Annotated in this window: 19 protein-coding genes; 4 read left to right on the top strand and 15 right to left on the bottom strand. The window is 35.8% G+C overall.

Annotated features, from left to right (window positions below):
- Window positions 1–93 precede the first annotated feature (93 nt).
- From Q5O73_RS01065 to gatC, 9 genes are all read right to left on the bottom strand, one after another.
- A complete protein-coding gene (locus Q5O73_RS01065) occupies window positions 94–399 on the bottom strand; it encodes a hypothetical protein (RefSeq protein WP_186840503.1) in 306 nt (101 codons plus the stop codon).
- Window positions 400–670: 271 nt separating this feature from the next.
- The gene (locus tag Q5O73_RS01060; RefSeq protein ID WP_186840504.1) at window positions 671–2944 is read right to left on the bottom strand and encodes an amidase; all 2274 of its coding nucleotides are present in this window, start codon (window positions 2942–2944) and stop codon (window positions 671–673) included.
- A 205-nt stretch (window positions 2945–3149) separates the two neighbouring features.
- Window positions 3150–4319, bottom strand: coding sequence for an FKBP-type peptidyl-prolyl cis-trans isomerase (locus Q5O73_RS01055; protein WP_186840505.1), 1170 nt, complete (start codon window positions 4317–4319; stop codon window positions 3150–3152).
- A 237-nt stretch (window positions 4320–4556) separates the two neighbouring features.
- Window positions 4557–5417 (bottom strand): phosphoribosylaminoimidazolesuccinocarboxamide synthase, encoded by an 861-nt coding sequence (locus tag Q5O73_RS01050; protein ID WP_021952122.1) that lies wholly within the window; start codon window positions 5415–5417, stop codon window positions 4557–4559.
- A gap of 350 nt (window positions 5418–5767) precedes the next feature.
- Window positions 5768–7198, bottom strand: coding sequence for an adenylosuccinate lyase (gene purB / locus Q5O73_RS01045; protein ID WP_186840507.1), 1431 nt, complete (start codon window positions 7196–7198; stop codon window positions 5768–5770).
- 27 nt (window positions 7199–7225) lie between these two features.
- Window positions 7226–8668: an amidophosphoribosyltransferase gene (purF, locus tag Q5O73_RS01040; protein WP_021952124.1), complete on the bottom strand. Its 1443-nt coding sequence runs from the start codon at window positions 8666–8668 to the stop codon at window positions 7226–7228.
- A 739-nt stretch (window positions 8669–9407) separates the two neighbouring features.
- Window positions 9408–10838 (bottom strand): Asp-tRNA(Asn)/Glu-tRNA(Gln) amidotransferase subunit GatB, encoded by a 1431-nt coding sequence (gene gatB, locus Q5O73_RS01035; RefSeq protein WP_302668843.1) that lies wholly within the window; start codon window positions 10836–10838, stop codon window positions 9408–9410.
- A gap of 11 nt (window positions 10839–10849) precedes the next feature.
- Complete coding sequence (gene gatA, locus Q5O73_RS01030) at window positions 10850–12322, bottom strand: Asp-tRNA(Asn)/Glu-tRNA(Gln) amidotransferase subunit GatA (RefSeq protein WP_302668842.1); 1473 nt, start codon at window positions 12320–12322, stop codon at window positions 10850–10852.
- 30 nt (window positions 12323–12352) lie between these two features.
- The gene (gene gatC / locus Q5O73_RS01025) at window positions 12353–12649 is read right to left on the bottom strand and encodes an Asp-tRNA(Asn)/Glu-tRNA(Gln) amidotransferase subunit GatC (RefSeq protein ID WP_021952127.1); all 297 of its coding nucleotides are present in this window, start codon (window positions 12647–12649) and stop codon (window positions 12353–12355) included.
- Window positions 12650–12885: 236 nt separating this feature from the next.
- On the opposite strand from gatC, the gene Q5O73_RS01020 reads away from it, so the two are divergent.
- From Q5O73_RS01020 to Q5O73_RS01005, 4 genes are all read left to right on the top strand, one after another.
- Complete coding sequence (locus Q5O73_RS01020) at window positions 12886–13851, top strand: glycosyltransferase family 2 protein (RefSeq protein WP_021952128.1); 966 nt, start codon at window positions 12886–12888, stop codon at window positions 13849–13851.
- Window positions 13852–16161, top strand: a complete 2310-nt coding sequence (locus tag Q5O73_RS01015; protein WP_302624295.1) for a polysaccharide pyruvyl transferase family protein — start codon at window positions 13852–13854, stop codon at window positions 16159–16161.
- Window positions 16162–16170: 9 nt separating this feature from the next.
- Window positions 16171–17127 carry a lysylphosphatidylglycerol synthase domain-containing protein gene (locus Q5O73_RS01010; protein WP_302668841.1) on the top strand — a complete coding sequence of 319 codons (957 nt, stop codon included), beginning with the start codon at window positions 16171–16173 and terminating at the stop codon, window positions 17125–17127.
- A gap of 151 nt (window positions 17128–17278) precedes the next feature.
- Window positions 17279–17926, top strand: a complete 648-nt coding sequence (locus Q5O73_RS01005; RefSeq protein WP_021952131.1) for a phosphoribosyltransferase — start codon at window positions 17279–17281, stop codon at window positions 17924–17926.
- A 208-nt stretch (window positions 17927–18134) separates the two neighbouring features.
- Here the strand turns inward: Q5O73_RS01005 and Q5O73_RS01000 are convergent, their stop codons facing one another.
- From Q5O73_RS01000 to Q5O73_RS00975, 6 genes are all read right to left on the bottom strand, one after another.
- On the bottom strand, window positions 18135–18680 hold the full coding sequence (locus tag Q5O73_RS01000) for a TIGR01440 family protein (protein ID WP_021952132.1): 546 nt from the start codon (window positions 18678–18680) through the stop codon (window positions 18135–18137).
- A gap of 107 nt (window positions 18681–18787) precedes the next feature.
- Window positions 18788–20278, bottom strand: a complete 1491-nt coding sequence (gene glpK, locus Q5O73_RS00995; protein ID WP_021952133.1) for a glycerol kinase GlpK — start codon at window positions 20276–20278, stop codon at window positions 18788–18790.
- Window positions 20279–20511: 233 nt separating this feature from the next.
- Window positions 20512–21297, bottom strand: coding sequence for a peptidoglycan DD-metalloendopeptidase family protein (locus tag Q5O73_RS00990; RefSeq protein WP_021952134.1), 786 nt, complete (start codon window positions 21295–21297; stop codon window positions 20512–20514).
- 55 nt (window positions 21298–21352) lie between these two features.
- The gene (locus Q5O73_RS00985; RefSeq protein ID WP_186840508.1) at window positions 21353–22339 is read right to left on the bottom strand and encodes a SpoIID/LytB domain-containing protein; all 987 of its coding nucleotides are present in this window, start codon (window positions 22337–22339) and stop codon (window positions 21353–21355) included.
- Between the two features lie 129 nt (window positions 22340–22468).
- Window positions 22469–22990 (bottom strand): hypothetical protein, encoded by a 522-nt coding sequence (locus Q5O73_RS00980; protein WP_118589887.1) that lies wholly within the window; start codon window positions 22988–22990, stop codon window positions 22469–22471.
- Window positions 22991–23414: 424 nt separating this feature from the next.
- A complete protein-coding gene (locus Q5O73_RS00975) occupies window positions 23415–25892 on the bottom strand; it encodes a glycogen/starch/alpha-glucan phosphorylase (protein WP_302668840.1) in 2478 nt (825 codons plus the stop codon).
- Between the last annotated feature and the right edge of the window lie 25 nt (window positions 25893–25917).

Below are 25917 nucleotides of genomic sequence, written 5' to 3'. Positions count from 1 at the left end.
TTAATTGATTTAGTATATGACTTTCCTCCTTCAAATCTGTTATATATATTATCATATTTTAAAAATATTATACAATACTTTCTATTATGAAATTTATCTCCTGATTTTAACCTTCTTCACTTTTGACCACTTCTTTGAATAAATCTTTATCTTTCCTTTAAGTACATAAGACTTTGCCCTAACGTAAAGTTTCTTTTTGTTCTTAAGTTTTTTGCCCTTAATTGTAAAGGATACTTTCTTTACATATTTCTTTACAAGAACTTTTTTAAACTTCTTAGATTTAGAAATCTGTACATAATATCCCTTGGCTTTTTTCACTTTCTTAAGACTTATTTTGATTTTTGATGAAGATTTCTTCTTTATGGCTTTTTTTACTTTCGCTATACCAGGTCTTACCACTTTGGTAAATTGTGATTTTTCTTCATTAATTTTTATTTTAATGCTACCTGTATTAGCCTTCCCACCATTTCCGTCATCAAATGTTGCACCGGCATAATTTGCATTACCATTAAAACTGTAGATTAATTCATTTTGTTATCCGCCACCCCAAACTTCGTAATGCAATTGAAAACTTTATACCACCTATAACGGAAGAATAAAGTAGAACCCATATCAGTCATAAGCTGACATGGGTTCCTTTTGTATTTTTAAATTCTAATTTTTAAGTTTTCTATTTCTTTATTTTTATTGTTTTAACAGCTGACCATGCCCCGTATTTTTTAGAAGTGCCGTTTTTAACATATGCTCTCACCTTAACATAATACTTCTTATTCTTTTTCAGATTCTTAATGTTAAAAGTTGTTTTAGCAGTGTAAATGGTCTTAGTAGTTTTTTTGCTAAACTTTGTTCCTGTAGAGTATTTTACCTCATATCCTTTTGCTCCTGAAAGCTTTTTAAGACTGAGTTTAACACTCTTGTTGTTTTTAGCTCTTGTAATCTTTGTGATTTTTCCCTTACCTGGTGCCTTAACCACCTTCACTGTTTTAACATTTTCATCTAAAACATCCATTACCTTATCATATGCTTTTGCCAAATCATATGCCGCGCTGTAAGTTGCATACACATCACTTTCATCTACATCTGCTGCCTTAGCATACTTATTAATCATTACCTGAATTTTACCCTGTGGATAAACAGTGTAATTATCATAATTTATTGTATCAACCTTTTCCATAAGGTTATCTAAATATTTATCCAGGTCTTTATCCTCTAATGCCGGTGTAGTATAAGGTGCTGTTCTTATGTTATCATATCCTGATGTTTCCTGATAACCGTAAGCTATCTCTATTAACTCTTTTTCGTTGCCATAGCTTGTAAAGAGATTAAAGCCCATGGGCATCTCTTTGTCATATCCCAAAGTTTCATCTGTATCACATAATCCCATTGGAATAGCCATTTCCGGTAATCCTGCTGTTGGTCCGAAATGACTTGTATAATTTGCAGAGTTTGCATAACTTGCATTCTGTGAATCAGCCTCTTTATTAGCAGGCTGTGTATAAGGCACAAACATAACTGCATCAATGCCATTGTCTTTAAGTATTTTATTTACTTCATTTCTAAACTTAAGCCTGTTTGTAACTGCATTTGTGTAACTTTCTAATGACCTTGGATTAGTCATTTCTGCTAGTGAAGTTGCAGGATTTCTTACATATACATTAGTATAATCCACACCATAAGTGTAATTTGTTACTAAATCATACACTGATTTAATTGGTGCATTTTCTCCTAATGAAGCAAAGTAATTATTTAAATCCCATTCAAATACGTTTCCTACTCCTGTATTAGAACGAAGAGACGTTATTAATGAATCAGGAAGAATTTCTGACATATCGACTAATTCTGCTCCGCCCTTCTTCAAATTACTTTTAGCTCTTTCTACTATCTTTTTCATGCATGTTGCTGTTTCTTTTGGATTTTCCACTGCCTCACCTTTGTTGTTATAATAATATCCAAATGAATTCTGAAGGTATCCTATTTTCTTTCCTTTAAGTCCATCTGCCTTTAGATATGATGTATAACCATCTGCCGGTATCATGCTGTCTGAATCTTTAGTCCATGAATCATTGCTATCGGTTCCTGCCATTACGCTTAACATAAGTGCCAAATCCTGTGCACTTCTGCATAGCGGTCCTGCAATATCATTATCAAGACTTAATGGAACTATTCCATCTCTTGATGTAAGTCCTAAAGACACTCTTAAACCAAAAAGGTTATTCATGGTAGACGGTGCTCTTACTGATGAACCGGTGTCTGTTCCAAGACCTGCTGCAGCAAAGTTTGAAGTTATTGCCACACCGGTACCACCTGATGAACCGGCCGGAGTTCTTGTTGTATCATATGGATTATGTACCGCACCGCCTATTGTACTTCTTGAGTTTCTTCCACTTGATGCAAATTCTGACATATTTGCCTTTGCCAAAATAATTGCCCCTGCGTCCTTTAACTTTTTAACTACAAATGCATCATCCGGTGCAATGGAGTTCATTAAAGCCTTACACCCTGCGGTTGTAGGTAATCCTCCAACATCATAATTATCTTTTACTATAATTGGGATTCCATGTAATTTACCCTTTATGTTTCCTTTTGCTCTTTCCTTATCTAACTCTTCTGCCTGAGCTACCGCATCAGGATTTATGGATATTATTGAATTAAGTTCTAATTGCTTATCATATGCATTAATTCGGTCAATATACATTTCCACTAATTCCTTAGATGTAACCTGTCCCTTTTCCATTGCCTGTGTCAGTTCACTTATGGTCGCATCCATTAAATCAATGGTTGTAAACATATTTTCCAACTTTGCCACTTCACTTGGTGTTTCAACCTTTTCAGTTCCGTATACATGATTAGAATTAATATCTAACGCCGGAATTGATGTAGTTGCCAATGCCAATGAAAGTGCTAACGCCCCAAACATTCTCGTAAATCTTCTGTGTTTTCTCATGATTCTTCCTCCTGGCTTATATTTTGATGCAGAAAAAAAGGGAGCTATAAAAAACTTATAACTCCCTTGCTACATCATAGCCACAATTATATCATCATTTTTTTGTTTGTCATCACTAAACCGCATTATTGTTAAAAAATTAACCAAACTGTTTATTAAATAACAAATTTACATATGATTAAAAGTATCTATCCTGATTTTTTAATTATTTTGCTGTTGTTTCTTCAGCTGTTGTTGCCTCTGCTGTTGTAGCTGCTTGTGTTGAAGCCGGCTCTGTAGTAGGTGCTGAACCCTTTTCTACCTTAACATTATCAGCAATAATATCAATAATCTGCTGCATAGCTACCACATACTTTAAGCTGTCTGTACCGTAACTTGCACCATAGTATGAATCATACTGTGCTTCTAATGACTCAACCTCCGTAGAATACTGCTTTGCAAGTTCTTTTGTCTTTTCATCGTAAATCTTGTCAAAGTCTACACCCTCTTTTTTAAGGATTGCAAATGGAATCATCTTAGCCTTCATAGCTTTCTTAACATCATCATCCCAATCTTTGTCTGACATGCTACATGCTTCCTTATATGACTTTAAGTCTGTGTTGTAATTTGACTGGATAAATGATTCAAATAATGATTCATATTCAGTAATTGATTTGTCATTGTATTTAGTTACCTTACACTTATCAACATATGATTCCCAAACGCCGTTCATAATCTTGTTGTTTCTTAAATTCTTCTTTAAGTAATCCTTGTATTCTGAAACCGTTGTAAGCTTCTCTGTGCTGTAATTTTCTTTTACAAACTTATCATTAAGTTCAGGCTTTACTTTTTTCTGAAGTGATTTTACAGTAAATGTAAACCAAACATCTTTTCCTGATAAATCAACATTTTTTCCATCAATCTGAGTTGTTTTGCCATAATTTGATGGGAATTTAAGTTTCTTTGTAAACTTGTCTCCAACCTTATGACCCTTTAATGCTGCAACGAAACCATCAATCATTGTGCTTCCGCCTACTGTTGATGTAGCCATATCAGCTGTCTGATCCTGTGCACTACCACCATCAAATACAACTTTCTTTCCGTTTACTTCTATCTGTCCCTCAAAATCGAATACAACAGATGAGTCATCTTTAACTGTTCCCTTCTTTTCAGTCTTAGTAGTTGAATGACTTGATAAATCTGAATCTATAGATGACTGCACTTCTTTATCTGTTACGGCTATATCATCCTCATATACTACCAATCCCTTATAATCTGCCAATGAGATTGTTCCGTAATCTGTGGCAATTCCCTTTGAGTCCTTTGAAGAACCACATCCTACAAAACTTAATGCCATAGTTGCTGACAAAGCAACTGCTAAAAATTTCTTAAACATTTTACTAGTTTCTCCTCTTTTAAATTTTGTGCTTAGCTTCTAATTTCATACATAATGCATAAAATCAATCGCTCTTTTAACACATATGTCATTAATTTTACCACATTTGTTTAATTATTAAAAGTGTTTATTTTTAATAATTAAACTGTTCGTAAAGATACAAAAAGTACAGATAGTGCTAACAACTATATGTCAACGCTAACTGCACTCTTCTGTTTATATTACGTAAAGATAATATTAAAGCTTCTTTCCTGTAATTTTCTCATATCCTTCGAGATAAATTGCAATTGTTTTGTCTTCAACTTCTTTTGGAAGTGTCCAATTGTTATCCTTGTTTGCCTTAAGCCAGTCTCTTGCAAACTGCTTATCAAATGAAGGCTGTCCATGTCCCGGTTCATATACATCTGCCGGCCAGAAACGTGAACTGTCAGGTGTAAGCATTTCATCACCAATAACAATGTTTCCATTTTCATCCAAGCCAAATTCAAACTTTGTATCTGCTATAATAATACCACGCTCTAATGCGTAATCTGCACATTTCTTATAGAGAGCAATTGTGTAATCTCTGATTTTTGAAGCATATTCCTCACCTTTACCAGGGAATTCCTTTTCTAATACTTCAATACTTTTTTCGTATGAAATATTTTCATCATGATCACCAATTTCTGCTTTTGTTGATGGTGTGTAAATCGGCTCAGGCAATTTATCTGATTCCTTTAATCCCTCAGGAAGTTTAATTCCACAAACTGTTCCATTTTCCTGATAACTTGCCCAACCACTACCTGTAATATATCCGCGGACAATACACTCTATTGGAAGCATCTGAAGTTTCTTGCACATCATGCTGTTTCCATCAAACTTAGGCTGTCTGAAAAATTCAGGCATATCATTTACATCAACTGAAATCATATGATTAGGTACAATATCTTCTGTCATGTCAAACCAGAATTTTGACATCTGTGTAAGAACTGTTCCCTTCTTTTCAATTACATTTTTAAGAATTACATCAAAACAGCTGATTCTGTCAGTTGCAACCATAATAAGGCTGTCACCATTGTCGTAAATTTCCCTAACTTTTCCTTCTTTAATAGGTTTCATTTTGTTTCCTCTCTTTCATTTTATATTCTGCATATCGTGTAAATCCACGAATTGCTTCGTTGCTTCGCAACTTGCGCAATTCTGCACACACTCTGTCTTTTACATATCGTGTAAATCCACGAATTGCTTCGTTGCTTCGCAACTTGCGCAATTCTGCACACACTCTGTTTTTTACATATCGTGTAAATCCACGAATTGCTTCGTTGCTTCGCAACTTGCGCAATTCTGCACACATGCGGATTTTCAAAATTTTCTTGCGAAAATTTTTTCATCCTTATGTGTTTGAAGGTTGTTAATAAAATAACTTTTCTCAGCGAGCTGGAAAAGTTATTTTATTTCAACCTTTGGATTTACACGTTTATTTCCGCGCTCATTCCAAGTATGTCTTTGTTTGCCTCTAAAATAGGATTTATTTCACTGGCAAGGAATTCGTCTACCTGTTCTGGTGAACGTCCCACATACTTACTTGGATTCATGGTTTTCTGAAGGTCTTCTAATGACATGTTGAAAGCTTCATCATTAGCAATAAGTTCAAGGAGGTTGTTATCAAGCCCCTTCTGCTTAACGTTAGCTCCTGCCTCCATTGAAAGTTCACGGATTTTCTCGTGAAGTTCCTGTCTGTCTCCTCCTGCCTTAACTGCATCCATCATAATATTTTCTGTTGCCATAAACGGAAGTTCACTCATAAGTCTCTTTTCAATAACCTTATCATAAACAACCAATCCATCTACAACGTTTAAGTACAAATCTAAAATTCCATCAATTGCAAGGAATGATTCCGGAACACTAAGTCTCTTGTTAGCTGAGTCATCTAATGTTCTCTCAAACCACTGTGTAGCTGATGTAATGGCAGGATTTAATGCTGTAACCATTACATAGTTAGCCAATGAAGCAATTCTCTCGCTTCTCATTGGATTTCTCTTATAAGCCATAGCTGATGAACCAATCTGATTTTTTTCAAAAGGTTCCTCAATTTCCTTTAAGTGCTGTAATAATCTGATATCATTTGAGAACTTGTGAGCACTTGCTGCAATACCTGCTAATATATTAAGAACTCTTGTATCCATTTTTCTTGAATATGTCTGTCCTGATACAGGGAAGCACTTCTCAAATCCCATTTTCTTTGCAATTTTCTTTTCTAATTCTTTAATCTTTTCATGGTCACCCTCAAAAAGTTCAAGGAAACTTGCCTGTGTTCCTGTTGTTCCCTTACTTCCTAAAAGCATCATTCCATCTAATACATAATCTAAATCATCTAAATCAAGCTTTAATTCCATAAGCCATAATGTTGCTCTTTTACCAACTGTTGTAGGCTGTGCCGGCTGAAAATGTGTAAAGGCAAGTGTAGGCTGTGATTTATATTTATCAGCAAACTTAGCTAATTCATTAATTACATTTATAAGTTTCTTTCTAACAAGTTTAAGGGCTTCAGTCATTACAATAATGTCTGTATTGTCCCCAACATAACATGAGGTTGCACCAAGGTGAATAATTCCCTTAGCTTTAGGACACTGCACACCATATGCATACACATGTGACATTACATCGTGACGTACGATTTTTTCTCTTTCTTTTGCAACATCGTAATTAATGTCTTCTGCATGTTCCTTTAACTCGTCAATTTGTTCCTGAGTAATGTTGAGACCTAACTCCATCTCTGATTCTGCAAGGGCAATCCATAATTTTCTCCATGTTTTAAATTTCATGTCAGGTGAAAAAATGTACTGCATTTCTTTACTTGCATATCTCTCTGATAATGGACTGTTATATCTGTCGTTCATAAATCCTCCTTGTTGCGCTTTGCGCTGTTATTTCTGATATACGCCTCTAATATCTTCAGTAGGCGGTTCTAACGGATATTCTCCCGTAAAGCAACCTTTACATATAGCCTGTCCTCCGGACAGTTCCTCTAATCGTTCAACCTTTAAATAACCAAGGCTGTCACAACCGATTACATCTCTTATTTCATCTATGGTTCTATGATTTGCAATAAGCTGATCCTTAGATGGAATATCTGTTCCAAAGTAACATTCACTGATAAATGGCGGTGAACTGATACGCATATGAACCTCTGTAGCTCCTGCATCTCTTACCATCTGCACAATTCTGTCACTTGTAGTTCCTCTTACAATTGAGTCATCAATCATAATAACTCTCTTGCCTTTTACTACTTCCTTTAACACATTTAATTTAACACGTACACTTGACTCCCTGCTTTTTTGCTGTGGCTTAATAAATGTACGTCCCACATAACTGTTTTTAACAAATGCTGTTCCATAAGGTATTCCTGACTGCATTGCGTATCCCATTGCTGCAGCATTTCCTGATTCCGGAACACCAACTACTATGTCTGCATCCACCGGACTGTCCATTGCCAAGAACTTACCTGCCATAATTCTTGAGTCGTAAACATTTACGCCATCAATATATGTATCCGGTCTTGAAAAATATATATATTCAAAAACACATCTTGCCTGTTCATCCGGTTTAAGACACATAGACTTGTCAGAACGTATTCCTTTTTCGTCTATGGTTACTACCTCTCCCGGTTCAACGTCTCTTACAAATTCTGCACCAATAGTATCAAGGGCACAGGTTTCTGACGCAAGAATGTAAGCGTTATCTCTTTTTCCAATGCAAAGGGGTTTAAATCCATATGGGTCTCTTGCACCAATTAATTTTCTAGGGCTGGATACAACTAAAGCATAGGCACCTTTAAGTTTTTTCATTGCATTTACTACTGCCTGCTCAGCTGTTTTGGTTTTGATTCTTTCTCTTGCTATAAGATAAGCAATAACTTCTGAATCGATGGTTGTTTGAAAAATAGCTCCTGTATATGCTAATTCTTCACGAAGTTCATTGGCATTAATAAGATTTCCGTTATGGGCAAGCATCAATGTACCCTTTACATAGTTAAGTACCAATGGCTGTGCATTACCTGGAATGCTGTCACCTGCTGTGGAATATCTGCAATGTCCCACGCCTATATTTCCCTTTAGACTGCTAATATTATTCTGGTCAAAAACTTCATTTACAAGTCCCATTCCTTTTAACAGGTCTACTTTTCTCGGGCCTTTGGTGTCTGATACTGCAATACCACAGCTTTCCTGCCCTCTGTGCTGGAGTGCAAATAATCCATAGTAAATAGTGGAAGCAATATCATTGCCATCAAAATCATAAATACCGAACACTCCACATTCTTCATGAGGCTTATCCGGTTCCCAAGTCATACTAACATCTCTCTGTTCCATTATTTTCTCCCTCAAAAAAATAAAAGAGAAGAATGAAAATAAATCTATTTATTTTTCACCTTTCTCCTTCATAAGTCTAAAATATTTTTCAGTTGCGGCTTTGACACCACGCATACATTATAATTCTAAGGTGAAAGAAAATCAATACTGATTTTGAAGGTGAAGATGCATGCGTAAGATGCGTGTTTTTGAAGCACTTTTGAAGTGGAAGATGCGTGGAAGATGCAAGGGAAATACAAAAGTAATGCTTGATGTGAGGGTTCTGCAATAGTTGAAATTAACTCTAGTGAGGTGTACCGGGCTACTACATAATAAATAAAATATGAATTTCTACCGGGATTTAACTATAAAATTGCTTTTTCCCGGTTTGTTTGACTACTTATAACCGGTGAATGACCGACTCCTGCCAGGATTTCTCTATGAAATTGCTATTTTCCTGGTCATCCTCCATGATTATAACTTGTGAAGCAACAATTTCTACCAGGATATTCTCACAAAATCACAATTTTCCCGGTTAATTGTCTTGCCCATAACTATAAACAAAAAAAGGATCAAATCCTGCCTAATCGCAGAACTTAACCCTTTTATGTTTTGAACTTAATTCTTTTATAGTCATCCGGGAATGATACAATTTAAAATTCCTATAGATTTTTTAAATTGTCCCTGGCATGGGTTCAATCCAAAACACCTATTACCAGAACACCCTTTCCCTATTCCTCTATTTAATTTGCTGTCTTAATTATAAAAGTTCCTTTAATAATTTATTTACCACTGCCGGATTTGCCTTGCCCTGGGTTGCCTTCATAGTCTGACCTACTAAAGCACCAATTGCCTTACCTTTTCCGGAGCGTACATCTTCCACTGCCTTTGGATTTTCCTCAATAACTTTCTTTACTATTTCTCTTAAAGCATCCTCGTCGTTATCCTGCTTCATGCCATGTTCTTCCACGTACTTTTCAGGATCAACGTCGGTCTTAAACATTTCTTCAAAAACTTCTTTTGCAGCGCCTCGGTTGATAACACTATCTTCAATAAGCTTAATAAGCTTTGAGAGATTTGCTGCTGAGAACTTTATCTGGTCAGGATCAATGCCTTCCTCCTTGCAAAGTCTCATTGTTTCGCCCATAATCCAGTTACTTACTTCTTTAGGCTTGTTGCCAAGGGCAACTGTTTCTTCAAATAAATCAGCTAAAGGCTTATACAATGTGATAATATCCGCATCATATTCAGGAAGTTCAAACTTTTCCACATATCTTGCCATTTTTTCGTCTCTAAATTCAGGCTCGCGGGATTTTACTTCCTGAAGCCACTCTTCACTGATAATTACAGGAACTAAATCAGGGTCAGGGAAATATCTGTAATCCTGAGCATCTTCCTTCGAACGCATTGCGTAGGAATACTCCTTTGTATCATCCCATCTTCTTGTTTCCTGAATAACCTTCTCACCTGCTTCAATTAAATCAATTTGTCTTTCCGTTTCATTTTCAATGGCACGGGCAATTGCCTTAAATGAGTTAAGGTTCTTCATTTCAGTTCTTGTACCAAATTCCTTAGCTCCAACCTCTCTCACTGATAAGTTTACGTCAGCTCTCATGGAACCTTCATTAAGCTTACAATCAGATGCTCCAAGATACTGAATAATCAGGCGAAGCTTTTCAAGATAAGCAACAACCTCATCTGCACTTCTCATATCCGGTTCAGATACAATTTCAATAAGAGGCACACCTGAACGGTTTAAATCCACTAATGAGCAATCGTAAAAATCGTCATGAATTAATTTTCCCGCATCTTCCTCCATATGAATTTCATGTATTCTAACCTGCTTAGTTTCTCCATTATCACCCTTGATTTCAACATATCCGTTAGTACAAATAGGCTTGTACAACTGGGAAATCTGATAGTTTTGTGGATTGTCCGGGTAGAAATAATTCTTTCTGTCAAATTTTCCGTTTCTTGTAATGTCACAATTTGTAGCAAGTCCTACTGCCATTGCGTACTCAACCACCTGCTTATTTAAAACAGGGAGTGAACCCGGCATACCTGTACAAACAGGGCATGTATGTGTATTTGGTGCTCCTCCAAATTCCGTTGAACAGGAGCAGAATATTTTTGTTTTCGTTGCTAACTCTACATGAACTTCAAGTCCAATGACTGTCTCGTATGCTTTCATTTTGCTCCCTCCTAATCTCTTTCTTTGGCAATATCACATCTGTTGTAGTCTCTTGACTGTTCAAATGCATATGCTGCTCTTATTATATTATTTTCCTTAAAGCAGTCTCCAATAATCTGCATTCCAATTGGAAGTCCCTTACTATCCATGCCGCAAGGAACCGAGATTCCCGGAAGACCTGCTAAGTTGACGGAAATAGTATATATATCTCCAAGGTACATTTTAATCGGGTCTGACAAACTATCCCCTAACTTTGGTGCTGTAGTAGGTGCCGCCGGTCCGATAATCACATCATACTTAGCAAATGCCTCATCAAAAGCTTTCTTTATTAAGGCTTTTGTTCTAAGTGCCTTTAAGTAATATGCATCATAATATCCTGAACTTAAAACAAATGAGCCAAGCATTATTCTTCTTTTTACTTCCTCACCAAATCCTTCAGAACGTGTTTTTTTGTACATATTGTGAAGACCATTATATTCCTTAGTTCTATAGCCATATTTTACTCCGTCAAATCTTGCAAGGTTTGAGCTTGCCTCTGCTGCCGCAATAACATAATATGCAGGAATGGCATATTCAACCAGACTTAAATCAAACTCTTCAACTATGGCACCTTTTTCTTCTAATACCTTTACGGCATTCATTATGCTTTCTTTTACTTCTTTATCAAGACCTTCTCCAAAATAATCCTTTGGGATACCAATCTTCATTCCCTTCACATCATCTACAAGGGCTGATGCAAAATCATATTTTTCTCTTTTAACTGATGTAGAATCCTTTGAATCATATCCTGCTATTGTTTCAAGAATTGTAGCACAGTCAGTAACATCCTTTGCTACCGGTCCAATCTGGTCAAGAGATGAACCATAGGCAATAAGTCCGTAACGGGAAACTGTTCCGTATGTTGGCTTAATACCTGTTACTCCACAGAAAGAACTTGGCTGTCTTATGGAACCACCGGTGTCTGAACCTAAAGCGTATGAACATTCCTCTGCTGCAACTGCCGCACAGGAACCACCTGAAGAACCTCCCGGAACATGTTCCGTATTAAATGGATTCTTTGTTACTCCATAATAGGATGTTTCCGTTGTACTTCCCATGGCAAATTCATCCATGTTAGTCTTTCCTATTATAATGGCACCGGCTTCTTCTAACTTTAAAACCGCCTCTGCCGTATATGTGGGATAAAAATTTGAAAGAATCTTTGAACTACATGTAGTTAAAACATTCTCAGTACACATATTATCCTTTATTGCCACAGGTACACCTGCAAGAGGTGATGTAAGTTTTCCTGCATCAATCTTTTTCTGCACTTCTTCTGCTTTTTTTAAAATCTCTTCCTTATTTAAAACAGTAACATAACTGTTAATGTTTTCCTCCACTGCTTCAATCTGGGCGAATGCATCAAGAACCGCATCTTTAACCTTAACTTCGCCGCTCTTAATCTTCTTTCCCAGTTCAACAGCTGTTAAACTCATTAAACTCATATACAAATCTCCTAATGTTTATAAAAACTATTATTCTTCAAAAGTTTTTGGAACTACAAAAGCACCATCTCTTTCTTCCGGTGCATTCTTTAATATATTGTCCCTGTCATCGCCATTTGTTACAACGTCTTCCCTGAATACATTGCTGACAGGAAAAACATGACTCATAGGCTCAACACTGCTTGTATCTAATTCATTTAACTTATCAATATAGTCAAGCATTTTTCCCATATCTGCTTTTGCTTTTTCCTTTTCTTCGTCAGACAATTCCAGCTTTGCCAAAATTCCAACATACTCAATTGTTTCATCTGAAATGATATTAGCCATCATTACCTCCTTGTACTATGCCCTCCACATAAAAAGGCATAATTTTTACACTTAACTTATATCTTAAAAAATATCTAATCAAATGTCAATTTTAATTAGAAAGAAGTTAATAATAATTAGTATCATATTCACATCATAATTAAAAATTTGTTACGTTGACATTTTTCGTCACGGGACTTATACTAACTCTATCTATGTGATTATGGATAAAAGAAACTATTAATAAGGAGAAAACAATGAAACTTATTATTCAGGTGCCTTGTTATAACGAGGCAGAAACTTTGGAAATCGCTTTAAATGATTTGCCTAAACACATTGACGGTATTGACACAATAGAATACTTAATTATCAATGACGGTAGTGCGGATAATACTGTAGAAGTTGCAAAGAACTGGGGAGTAAACTATGTAGTAAACTTTAAACAGAATAAAGGCCTGGCTAAGGGATTTATGGCAGGACTTGATGCATGTCTTAGAAATGGTGCAGATATTATTGTAAACACTGATGCTGATAATCAGTATTGCGGAGATGATATTGAGAAACTTGTTCGTCCTATCTTAGACGAAAAAGCTGACATTGTAATAGGTGAACGTCCTATTGATAACACGGCACATTTCTCACCTTTAAAGAAAAAACTTCAGCATTTAGGAAGCTGGACTGTAAGAGTTGCATCTCATTCAGATATTCCTGATGCTCCTAGCGGATTTAGGGCATACAGCCGTGAAGCTGCTATGAGACTTAATGTTGTAAATGAATACACATATACTTTAGAGACTATTGTTCAGGCAGGAAGAACAAAGATGGCAATGACATCTGTTCCTATCAGAACTAACCCTGAACTTAGAAAATCAAGATTATTCAGTAGTATGTTTGGTTACGTTAAGCGTTCCACTGTTACTATTGTAAGATCATTTATGATGTACAAGCCTCTTAAGTTCTTTGGAATTATAGGTGGAATCCTTTTTCTTTTAGGTGTTGCCCTTGGAATAAGATTCCTTGTATATATGTTTATGGGAAGTGGAAATGGTCACATCCAGTCGCTTATATTAGCAAGCACATTCATTCTTATGGGTGTTCAGACATTTATTATTGCACTTCAGGCTGACAACATTGCCGCTAACCGAAAGATTCTTGAGGATGTACAGTATCATGTACGTAAATTAGATTATGATTCTGAAAAAGATAAACAGGAGCAGAAATAAATGAGAGACGTTTTTATCGGCATTACTGCAGCTTCATACAGTGGTAACAAGGGAGCTGCCGCAATGCTTCAAAGTTCAATAAAGCAGTTGCATGATATTTACGGCGACAGACTTAACATTAATCTTATGTCTGTGTATCCGGGCGAGGACAAAAAGCAGTTGCCTTACGACTTTATTAATATAACTTCTACCAAACCGGAACAGCTTCTATTTATAGCTTTTCCTTTGGCCGTTTTATATAAGCTTTTAAAATGGTGTCCTCCTATAAAAAAACTTATTGCAAAAAATAAAATAATAAAAACTTACTTAAAAACCGATTTGGTTGTAGACGAAGCAGGTATTTCTTTTGTAGACAGCCGTGGATTTGTAATGAACACATACGCTTTTGTATGTGCCGCTGTTCCTATGCTTGTAGGAACTCCCGTTGTTAAATATTCACAGGCTCTTGGTACTTTCAAAAATCCATATAACAAATTTCTTGCTAAATGGATTTTGCCAAAGTTAAAACTTATCTGTGCCCGTGGTCAGAAAACCTATGATAACCTTATGGGCATCGGCGTTAAGGATAATGTAAAGCTCTGCGCCGACGGAGCTTTTTCCATGGAAGACAGTCCATATTGGAATGAGGAAGTAAACAGGGTTTGCAGTGAAGATTCTTTTTACAATGACAATGTTGTGGGGCTTTCCATTAGTTCAGTTGTGGAGAAGAAATGTACAAAAATGGGAATTGCCTACAAGGATACCATGGTTTCTTTTATTAACTGGTTAAATTCTAAAGGATATAATGTTGTTCTAATTGCCAATGCTGCAAGAGTTAACAGTGAAAAGTCAAGAAACAATGACCTGATGGTGGGAGATGCCATTTATGCTGATGTAGCTGACAAGGATAAGGTTCGCTGGTATCACAAGGAAATGGATGCAGAAGAAATCAGGGCATATATCGGAAAATGCCGTTTTCTGGTAGCTTCAAGATTCCATGCCATGATTGGTTCCCTTGAGCAGAAGGTTCCTGTACTTCTTATTGGCTGGAGTCATAAATATCAGGAAGTTCTTGATATGTTTGAGCTGGGTCAGTACGCCATTGACTTTTCTAAATTGGAATTGTCAGAGCTTGAAAAAAGCTTTAACGACTTTGTTTCAGCAGAAGATGATATTCGTAAAAAGCTTGACAAAAATCTTGACAGTGTTCTTGCAAGTTCAAGAAATAATATTAAATACATTAGCGAAATCATTGACGAAATTATGGCAAAGCCTTACAAAAAAGCTAAACTTCTGGATTTTAAAAATCCTGATAAATATATCGGTCCTCATATAGGATGTAAGAAGGGATATGGAACCAATGAGGGAATCAGAGCCAATGCAGCTTCCGGCGGTATGGTTACATCATTACTTTGTAATCTGTTAAAGCACGGAGACATTGATGGTGCATGGGTAACTAAAACTGATTTTGTAAACGGTGAATTAACATACAAGACTTATGTTGCAACTACTGAAGAAGAAATACGCGATGCTTCATCTTCTGTTTACATGACTATTCCTCTTCTAAAACATATTGATGTAATAAAGAATTTTAACGGAAAAGTTGCGGTTGTTATGACACCTTGTATGCTTCGTGGATTAGATGCCATACTAAAAAAGGACGATGCTTTAAGAGAGAAGGTTGTTCTTAAACTTGGATTATATTGCAGTGGTACCCACTCACCAAAAGCTACTACTCTTTCCATGGAGAAGTCAGGCATTCCATCTGAGGATGCTACCCGTCTTTATTACAGACGTGGACATTGGCGTGGTACCTCAAGTGTTATATACAAAGACGGCAGCGAAAAGCAGTTTTCATATTCAAAAACTATTTGTGCTTACAAAAATGCCTACTTTTTTGAAAAAGACAGTTGTATGTACTGTCAGGATCACTATGCTAATTCCAGTGATATAAGCTTTGGTGATATTTGGCTTAAAGAAATGAAGGGCAATCCTATTAAACACACAAGCTGTGTTATCAGAACTCAGAAGGCTTATGATTTTCTTGAACGTGCCATTAAAGACGGTGACATTTATGCAGAGCATATTAGCGACAGAGATATGGTAAGAAGCCAGAAACGTGCTTTAGTATTTAAGTTTAATGCTGCTAAGGCTAAGATGAATGCCGCACTTGATACCTCTGATAAATGTAAATGGAATCACAGGCTTGCCTTCCGTCTTGCAGAAAAGAACAAAAAGTATTCAGAAAAGCACTACGATAAGCTTGCTAAAAAACCAACCTGGTTTATTTACTACTATATGTGCTTTATAAGGGTACTTCTAAGTTTTTAGGAGATTATAATGAAACAATATTTTAAAAATAACAAAGATAAAATTCTCAAAATAAGTAAAATTGTTTTCCTTATTCTTGTAGTGATTTTTCTTGCAAAATATTTTGCCACAAACATTGATGACATTAAGAAGCTTGATTTTAAAATGAACTGGGGTGTTTTTGCCCTGTCAATGATTTTCTATTTTATTTACAAGATAACTCTTGCGTCACTGTGGCATTATATAACTTATTTAAATGATTCATCTATTAAATATAAGGATGCGGTAGTCAGCTATCTTTACTCCATTCTTGGGAAATACATTCCGGGGAAGGTCTTTATGTTAGCTGCACGTATTCCGGCATACGAAAAAGCCGGAGTTAAAATGAGAAAAGTTACTATATGCTTTTTCCTTGAAAACATATGCACTCTCTTAGGAGCTGCTTTTCTCTTTCTTATATCTCTGTTCTTTTTCCCTAATGCAGTTTTAAAGGATTACATGTGGGCAGTTGTTGCTCTTATTGTTGTTTTCTTTATCTGTATTAATCCAAAGATTATTAACTTCTTTTTAAGAATCCTTGGAAAAGCCATTAAGAAGGATGATATGGAAATTCCAATGACATATCTTCAGATGATTAAGGTTGTTGTTTTATTTATTGGTAACTGGCTTATAGTGGGAATGGGATTTTACATGCTTGTTTATTCCATTTATCCGGTTCCAATCAGTGAAGCCCTTTACTGTGGTGGAATTTATGGATTGTCTGCAATAATCGGTATTCTCGCCATTTTCACTGTTTCAGGTCTTGGAGTAAGAGAAGGTATCATTGCTGTTGGACTTGCTCTTATAATGCCTAAAAGCTACGTTGTAATCGTATCTATTATTTCAAGATTATGGGCAACTGTGGCAGAGCTTATACTTATTTTCATTGCCTTTATAATAACTAAGATTATGGCTTTTAGGGAAAAGAAAAACATTGCAAGCAAATAAAATTATTTAATACAGATTATATAAAATACTGAAGTGGAATTTTCTCATTTCAGTATTTTTTTCATTGAAAAAAGCTTCTCTTGTATGTATAATATCCTTATAGTTATGGTCGGAATAAAACTAAATATTTACAAGCAGGGAGGACAATTCTATGATTAAAAACAAGATTGTTAAATATTATGCCAGAAAAGACAGAAATATTGCCATTAAGGTAATTAACGGTCATTTTGTTACTACACATTCACACTTAAATTATTATCTGGATATGACTACCATGAAAACCCGTCAGAACGAGGCTGAACGTATCGCCATTGCTCTAAAGGATTACTACAATGTTATGGGAAAACCTATCGATACTATTGTATGCCTTGACAATTGCGAAGTCATAGGTGCATTTCTTGCCAGTGAACTAAGCCGTTCCGGAGTATTATCCATGAACGCCCACAAGACTATTTATGTGGTTACTCCTGAGTTTAATGCCAACGGTCAGATGATTTTCAGGGATAATTTAAAGCCTGAAATTTACGGAAAAAATGTACTGCTTCTTTTAGCTTCTGCCACTACCGGCAAAACAGTAAGAACCAGTATTGAATGTATTGAATATTACGGTGGTATTCTTCAGGGGATATCCGCCATTTTCAGTGCTGTAGATTCCATTGACGGACACAGAATCGATGCTTTGTTCAGAGCTGAGGATATTCCAAACTATGAGGCATATCCATCCCATGACTGCCCTATGTGTAAAGCCGGTCAGTCTGTTGATGCCTTAGTAAACGGCTACGGATATAGCGAAATATAAAGTAAATAATTGTGATAATATAAAAATGCCCAGGTTGTATAAGGCATTGCAATGATAGAAAAAAAGACTTTGACTGTAATCAGCCAGAGTCTTTTTCTATGTCTAAAGTCCGCACAATAAAAAATGATGTAGTCCGTGTTATTCGGATTACATCACTCTTTTTAAATATGATATTATTAACTCCCGGAAAAATATATTTTTTATATTTCTACATTAATTTGTCATCATAAACAGCTCTTTCACCGCCAATATATTTTGGTCTTACTCTTGCTGCCAAAACCAGGGCTTCTCCTAACTTATTGTTTTCCAGACGTACCGGAACTGCAACCTTCTTTAAATGCATTCCTATAAGAGTGCCGCCAATGTCAATTCCTGCATCAGCCTTTATTTCTTCCACCACAACAGGATTCTTAAATGTCTTATACGCCGTAGTTCCAAAAGAACCACCTGCCTTTGGCTGTGGCACAACGTTAACAATTTCTGCAAAAGGAACTGCTTCTCTCTCCACTACTATTGCCCTGTTAAGATGTTCACAACACTGTGCTGCTAAGTATATTCCCTTTTCTTCCAGCACACTGTACAATCCTTTAAACAATGCCTTGGCAACTTCCAAATTAGAATTGCTTCCTATTTTGTCACCACAAACTTCACTAGAGGAGCATCCCACCACAAGAATCTGTCCTTTTTTTAATTTTGCCTTTTCTATAATTTCATTGGCAATATTTTCTGCCTGCTTTGTAATTTCTGAATACATAATAGCCTCCTCTTTTAATGTATAAAATTCTTCCACATCAACATACATTATAGCAGTGAATGGTATTATTAATATGCCCAATTTATGCAAAAATTATATTATCAGTTTTAAGATTCTGCGTAGAAAATAGCACAGTCTACAGCCTTTTTCCATCCTGCAATTTTCTTTTCCACAATATTTTCATCCATTTTTCTCTGGAATCTTCTGTCAATTTCCATATTCTCCACTATCTCCGCCTTACTACTCCAATATCCTGTAGCAAGTCCTGCAAGATACGCCGCACCAAGGGCTGTAGTTTCTATTACTTTAGGTCTTGCAACGGTCTTTCCTGTAATGTCTGACTGAAACTGCATTAAAAGATTGTTTGCACAGGCTCCACCGTCAACCTTTATGGAGGTTATTTCATCTCCGAAATCCTGTTCCATTGCCTTTAATACATCATATGTCTGGTATGCAAGAGATTCCAGGGTTGCCCTTACAAAATGCTCCCTTTTAGTGCCTCTTGTTATTCCCACTACTGTTCCTCTTGCTTCCTGTTTCCAATATGGAGCTCCCATACCGGTAAATGCCGGAACTACATACACTCCTCCTGAATCTGAAACCTTTGAAGCCACATCCTCACTGTCTGATGCATTGTCAATCATTCGCATTTGGTCCCTTAACCACTGAATGGATGCACCTGCCACAAACACACTGCCTTCTAAAGCGTACTCTGCCTTATCTGTAGATGCGGCAATGGTAGTAATCAAACCGTTTTTTGACTCTACCGGAGTATTGCCCGTATTCATTAACAAAAAGCATCCTGTCCCATATGTATTTTTTACGTCTCCCCTGTTAAAGCACCCCTGTCCGAAAAGTGCTGCCTGCTGGTCTCCTGCCACACCGCTTATAGGAATTTTTTTGCCCAAAATATCCTCTTTAGTATATCCGAAGACTCCGCTGGAAGGCTTTACCTCCGGTAACATATTTTGGGGAATATCAAGAATTTTTAGCAAATCTTCATCCCACTTTAACTGTTTTATGTTAAAAATCATGGTTCTTCCTGCATTGGTGTAATCTGTAGCATGAATTTCACCGCCGCTTAATTTCCACATAAGCCATGAATCAATTGTTCCAAATAAGAGCTGCCCTTTTTGCGCCTTAACCTTTGCTCCCTTAACGTTGTCTAATATCCATTTAATTTTTGTTCCTGAAAAATATGCATCAGGCACCAAACCTGTTTTTTGTCTTATTTCGTCCTTATAGCCTTTAGCTATTAAATCATCAACTATATCTGCCGTTCTTCTGCACTGCCATACAATTGCATTATATATAGGTTTTCCTGTATCTTTGTCCCAAACCACTGTGGTTTCACGCTGATTCGTTATTCCTATGGCCTCTATATCCTCTCCTGTGGCTCCTGATTCCTTCATTACCTCTTCCATGGTGAGAAGCTGTGTCATCCATATTTCCTCAGGATTGTGCTCAACCCAGCCGGGATTAGGAAAAATCTGTTCAAATTCTTTATTTGCCTGGGCTATAATTCTGCCTTTTTTATCAAATAAAATAGTTCTTGAGCTGGTGGTTCCCTGGTCTAATGCCATAATATATTTTCCCATGTTCATCCTCCGTACATTAATAATCTCTAACAGAATAATTGTAATTCATTTTAATTAATTTGGCAAACTTTAGGCAATAAAAAAAAAGCTGCCATATTTGCTTTTTTGCATCTATGACAGCCAAATCTATTTAAAGCAACAGGTAAATACCTTATTGCCTGCTGCACCCTATAAATACAGCCAATAGACTTTTCATAATCTTATTCTATTCAGTTTTTAGTTAAGTGTTACTGTTAATCTTCATAATTAATAAAATTTAACGGGTCAACAGTTTCACCATCTTTAGCTATTCCAAAGTAGACATTGTCTCCTTCTTTTGTGTAATATCTTGTAGGAGAATTAACATAAGCAATTGTCTGACCTGCCTCAACATAATCTCCGGCTGCCACCTCAGGATTTACTATCTGTCCATAGGTTGCAATATACCCATTACCAATTGCCTGATTTATGCATACTCCCAACTCGTCATCTTCATCAATAGCAGTAATAACTCCGGCTGCTGCCGCTTTAATTGCAGTACCCTTAGCACTTTGGATTACAATGCCCGGATTACACTTGTATTCATTTAATGTTGAATAATATACAGTGCTTTCCATATCATAAGGGATTAATATGCTTCCCTCTACCGGCCACAACAACTTACTGTTTTTGTCAAATTTAAGAGATTTTATTTGTGCTGCAGCAGCTTCTGACAAGCCATACATATAATCATCACCTTTGGCATTTGATTCAGTGTTTTCGTCTACTACCTTATTTGCATCTGCTACATTAGTGTCATTTTTTACCGTTCCAAAGTAGCTTTCTAAATCTGCTACACGGTCCCCTTCTGTTGTTGTTTCTTCAACTACATTCTGTGCTGCTTCTACATTTTTATCATCTGCAGTAGTTGCAACGTTTTCTGCTTTTTTTAAATTAACGACATTTCTCTGACCTTTCTGTCCTATAAAATATGTTCCTGTGGCCACTACTGTTAATGCCATCACGCAGACAACGATTGCTGCAATAAATTTCTTATCCATACTCATCACCTCATTGATAGTATGACCGCTATATTACAAATTTATGCAATTAATTTTAATTTTCCACTATAGAAGCATCATAAAACCTTTCCAAAATCTCCTTCCAGGTTTTTCCTTCCCCTGCAAGGCCTGCACCATATGTAAGACTCATTCCAAAGCCATGACCTACACCTTTTGTGGTAATTCTTATCCCCTTTTCATATTCTTCAATAGTCATGTCAGTGGATTGCAATCCCAGAGCTTTTGCAAAAACACCTCCTTCCACAACCGTATCTCCGATTTTTACAATTTTCACATAGCCGCTTTTGTCCCTGTTGCTAATATCAATAAGCCCTAACAGCTCCTTTGTACTAACATTTTTGTCCACAAAAATTTCCTTCTTGTCTTTATAGGCTATAATTCCCTGTTCCTTAAGCACATTTCCAAACTCCCCGGTTTCAAAATATTTTATTCCTATGTAATTTTCCTGCTGAATATCATTCCCGCATTTTTCTCTTTTTAAGTATTCATATTTTTTTCCCAGAACTTCACTGCCACTTCTGGTTTGTCCGTTACTGGTTTGATGAAATAGAGGAAGTATTATCTCACCATTACTTTTTAACACCATGCCATTTGTTTTTTTAATAATTCCATATAAGTATTGTGTATTTTCTCTGTAGGGTATGCTTTTTCCCATTCCTGATATGTTACATAATATTCCCCTTATATTTCTCAAATTATTCTTTTTATATTTAGCAAACCACATCTCCCTCAGCTTTCCATAGCTTATATAAGGTAAGGACAATTCCTTTGCATTTATTGAGTCCTTCTTTCCCATTTTATTTATAATATATGTTCTTATTACCACCGCCTGTGCCTTTAATAGCTCCTGAGGGCTGTCAATAGGTAACTGCGCCATTAATACACAGGGAATAAAATATTCTACATCTATTTTTTTTGTAACTGTATCATCAGATAAGATTACATACTTACCTGACAAAACTATATTATTATCATTTTCCGGTTTGCTATTAATCCTGCCTAAAAGCATTGTAAGTATCACCGGAAATAATATAACTAAGGCTCCATACAAAATTACATATTTAGTTTTTACTTTAATCTTTTTTCTCCCATATATGTGTTCTTTATAATATATTTGTAATGATGTCAAAAAAGACGTGTACATATTACATTACAAAAGATACTTATTTACCATTTTTTCTAAAATAATCATATTGAGCGGTGAATCTGATGCCTCTAAGGTTATCAGCAGTTTTTCCCCGGGATATATTTCATTTTTCTGAAAACATTCTATTTTCTTTATTGCATTTTTCGCATATTCATAATCATCCATCATTCCAAAATGCTCCAGATAATATTCTTTTTTTGTTCTTACATTGAGTATTTTGAAATCCGGCACCACATATCCATATCCCTTTAAATACAAGGGTTGCTCGTAAACATATGGTATTTTCTTCATATATAATTTATCAGCAATTATCTTTTCAGACTTTGAGCGAACCGCCTCCCCTTTTTCAGTTATTATTGCATTATCTCCACCAATTAAAATATACTTTTCACTTACTTTACTCATGTTTTGTTCTTTTAATTCATTCTGCTCCTGTTGCCATGTAACAGCATATTCTTTATCTGATAATACATAAGGGGTTATAAACATTTTTTTCTTGTGAGAAATATCTTCATACGCCTTCATTGTCTCTTTAAACTCATATTTGTTTAGCATATTCTCTATACAATTCCGATTATTTTGAATAATTGTCCATACCCTTTTTTCATATTCTTTCTGAACAAGCTTCGGAATTATGTCCTTATTACTTTTATTAATATATTGTCGGGTTCCGTCCTCTCTTTGCCAGTAATACTGATATGTATTTTTATTTTCAATAGCATAAATACTGCCCTTAGGAGCATATCTTAATTTCTTTTCACATTTACAAAATCTAGAATCCTGTAATTATCCTTATTTCACTTAAAATCAACAGAAACCGGCAGATAAGCCTCTCATAACACATTTGCCCCAGTATGTAGCATCTCCTCAACCTGCCTTAGCTCACAAAAAAAGATATATGCAGCCCTTAAACACTGCATATATCTTTTTTATAATTTCATATATTCAATTAGTCCATCTTTACTTCAACTTTTTGAAGATGCCATATATCATCAACATATTCTTCAATTGTTCTGTCAGATGTAAACTTGCCTACATTTGCAACATTAAGTATAGCTGATTTAGCCCAGCCTTCTTCGTTTCTGTAAGCTTCTTCTACCTTCTTCTGTGCTTCTGCATAAGAACGGAAATCCTTTAAAATGAAGTATCTATCAGCAACACCTGTCTCTTCTTTGGTAAGAAGTGAATTGTAAATAGGTCTGAACAATTCAGGATTCTGTGGTGAATAGAAGCCGTTAATTAACTGCATAAGCACTCTTCTAATATCCATATCTGAATTGAAAATTTCCATTGGATCATATCCGCCGTTATTTTCATAACTAATAACTTCATCAGATGACATACCGAAAATAAATGCATTCTCTGCACCAACTTCTTCAACAATTTCCACATTAGCTCCATCCATTGTTCCCAATGTTAAAGCACCGTTTAACATAAACTTCATATTACCTGTTCCTGAAGCTTCTTTAGATGCAGTAGAAATCTGTTCGCTGACATCAGATGCTGCAAATATAATTTCTGCATTTGATACACGGTAATTTTCAATAAATACAACCTTAATTTTTCCGTTGATTGATGCATCATTATTAATAACATCAGCAACACTGTTTATTAATTTAATTGTAAGTTTTGCAATCTTGTATCCTGCTGCTGCTTTAGCTCCGAAAATAAATGTTCTTGGATAGAATTCCATTTCCGGATGATCTTTAATCTGATTGTACAAATACATAACATGCAAAATATTAAGTAACTGACGTTTATATTCGTGAAGTCTCTTAACCTGTACGTCAAATATTGATCTCGGGTCTACTTCAATTCCGTTATGCTGCTTAATATATTTAGCCAGACGTAATTTATTCTGATATTTAATATTCATAAACTCTGCCTGTGCCTTTTTATCATCAGCATAAATTTCAATTCCCTTAATCTTTGGAAGGTCTGTTATCCAGTCATCTCCCACCTTATTTGTAACCCAGTCAGCTAAAAGTGGATTTGCATGAAGTAAAAATCTTCTCTGAGTGATTCCGTTTGTTTTGTTATTAAACTTCTCCGGCATCATTTCATAGAAATCTTTAAGCTCCTGCTTTTTAAGAATTTCAGTATGAAGCTTTGCAACACCGTTTACTGAATAACCTGCACAAATAGCAAGATGTGCCATTTTAACCTGACCATCATAAATAATAGCCATCTTTGCAACCTTTTCGTGATTTCCAGGATACTTCTGCTCAATTTCCTGACAGAATCTCCTATTGATTTCCTCAATAATCTGGTAACATCTTGGAAGAAGTCTTGAGAACAATTCAATTGGCCACTTTTCAAGAGCTTCGCTCATAATTGTATGGTTAGTATAAGCTACGCACTTTGTTGTAACTTCCCATGCGTCATCCCATCCTAAATAATATTCATCCATTAACAGTCTCATAAGTTCTGCTACTGTAAGAGTCGGATGTGTATCGTTCATCTGGAAAACTACTTTTTCATATAATTTCTTTATATCATCATGATTTTTCAAATATTTTTTAATTGCTGTCTGAAGTGAAGCAGAAACAAAGAAATACTGCTGTTTAAGTCTAAGTTCTTTTCCTGCATAATGATTGTCATTAGGATAAAGAACTTCTGTAATTGTCTTTGCCAGATTTTCCTGCTCAACTGCTGCCATATATGCACCCTTGTCAAACTCTTCAAGGTTAAAATGTACAACAGGCTCTGCATCCCATATTCTAAGGGTATTTACTACATTATTTCCATATCCAACTATAGGCATATCGTAAGGAACAGCCATTACTGCCTGATATCCTTCCTGAACAAAGAAGTTTCTTCCATCCCTGTATTCAATATTAACGTGACCACCAAATCTTACTTCACATGCATATTCTTCACGTTTAATTTCTAACGGATTAATATGTCTTAACCAATCCTCCGGAATTTCCTTCTGGAATCCATCTTCAATCTTCTGCTGGAACATTCCGTATTTATATCTGATTCCACATCCATATGCCGGATAATTAAGTGTGGCAAGGCTGTCAAGGAAACATGCTGCAAGTCTTCCAAGACCACCGTTTCCAAGAGCCGCATCAGGTTCCTGATCCTCAATAACATTAAGGTCAAGTCCTAATTCCTCAATTGCTTCCTTAATTTCATTTCTGCTTGATAAATTGATTATCATATTGCCCAATGCTCTTCCCATGAGGAACTCCATAGAAAGGTAATAAAGTGTTCTCCCATCCGCTTTATCATATGCCTTCTGTGTAGCAATCCACTGGTCAATTACAATATCCTTTACTGCGTAAGCAACACATACAAACTTATGTCTGTCACTTACTTCGTCTAAAGTCTTACGATAGAGCATTTTTGCCTCATCCTTAACTCTACGCTTAAACTCTGACTTGAATTCTTCCTCTTTACTAACTAAATTCTTACTTGCCATTTTCTCTCCATTTCCAATTAGGGGA

It is taken from the genome of Eubacterium sp. AF15-50 (assembly GCF_934835595.1).
Classification (GTDB): Bacteria; Bacillota; Clostridia; order Lachnospirales; family Lachnospiraceae; genus Eubacterium_G; species Eubacterium_G segne.
This window is presented reverse-complemented; position numbering and strand designations above follow the sequence as displayed.

Excerpts from the sequence above, each read along its gene's own strand:
- Q5O73_RS01060 (WP_186840504.1), bottom strand. The coding sequence starts at position 2,944 with ATGAGAAAACACAGAAGATTTACGAGAATGTTTGGGGCGTTAGCACTT.
- Q5O73_RS01055 (WP_186840505.1), bottom strand. The coding sequence starts at position 4,319 with ATGTTTAAGAAATTTTTAGCAGTTGCTTTGTCAGCAACTATGGCATTA.
- Q5O73_RS01050 (WP_021952122.1), bottom strand. The coding sequence starts at position 5,417 with ATGAAACCTATTAAAGAAGGAAAAGTTAGGGAAATTTACGACAATGGT.
- purB (WP_186840507.1), bottom strand. The coding sequence starts at position 7,198 with ATGAACGACAGATATAACAGTCCATTATCAGAGAGATATGCAAGTAAA.
- purF (WP_021952124.1), bottom strand. The coding sequence starts at position 8,668 with ATGGAACAGAGAGATGTTAGTATGACTTGGGAACCGGATAAGCCTCAT.
- gatB (WP_302668843.1), bottom strand. The coding sequence starts at position 10,838 with ATGAAAGCATACGAGACAGTCATTGGACTTGAAGTTCATGTAGAGTTA.
- gatA (WP_302668842.1), bottom strand. The coding sequence starts at position 12,322 with ATGAGTTTAATGAGTTTAACAGCTGTTGAACTGGGAAAGAAGATTAAG.
- gatC (WP_021952127.1), bottom strand. The coding sequence starts at position 12,649 with ATGGCTAATATCATTTCAGATGAAACAATTGAGTATGTTGGAATTTTG.
- Q5O73_RS01020 (WP_021952128.1), top strand. The coding sequence starts at position 12,886 with ATGAAACTTATTATTCAGGTGCCTTGTTATAACGAGGCAGAAACTTTG.
- Q5O73_RS01015 (WP_302624295.1), top strand. The coding sequence starts at position 13,852 with ATGAGAGACGTTTTTATCGGCATTACTGCAGCTTCATACAGTGGTAAC.
- Q5O73_RS01010 (WP_302668841.1), top strand. The coding sequence starts at position 16,171 with ATGAAACAATATTTTAAAAATAACAAAGATAAAATTCTCAAAATAAGT.
- Q5O73_RS01005 (WP_021952131.1), top strand. The coding sequence starts at position 17,279 with ATGATTAAAAACAAGATTGTTAAATATTATGCCAGAAAAGACAGAAAT.
- Q5O73_RS01000 (WP_021952132.1), bottom strand. The coding sequence starts at position 18,680 with ATGTATTCAGAAATTACAAAGCAGGCAGAAAATATTGCCAATGAAATT.
- glpK (WP_021952133.1), bottom strand. The coding sequence starts at position 20,278 with ATGGGAAAATATATTATGGCATTAGACCAGGGAACCACCAGCTCAAGA.
- Q5O73_RS00990 (WP_021952134.1), bottom strand. The coding sequence starts at position 21,297 with ATGGATAAGAAATTTATTGCAGCAATCGTTGTCTGCGTGATGGCATTA.
- Q5O73_RS00980 (WP_118589887.1), bottom strand. The coding sequence starts at position 22,990 with ATGAAGGCGTATGAAGATATTTCTCACAAGAAAAAAATGTTTATAACC.
- Q5O73_RS00975 (WP_302668840.1), bottom strand. The coding sequence starts at position 25,892 with ATGGCAAGTAAGAATTTAGTTAGTAAAGAGGAAGAATTCAAGTCAGAG.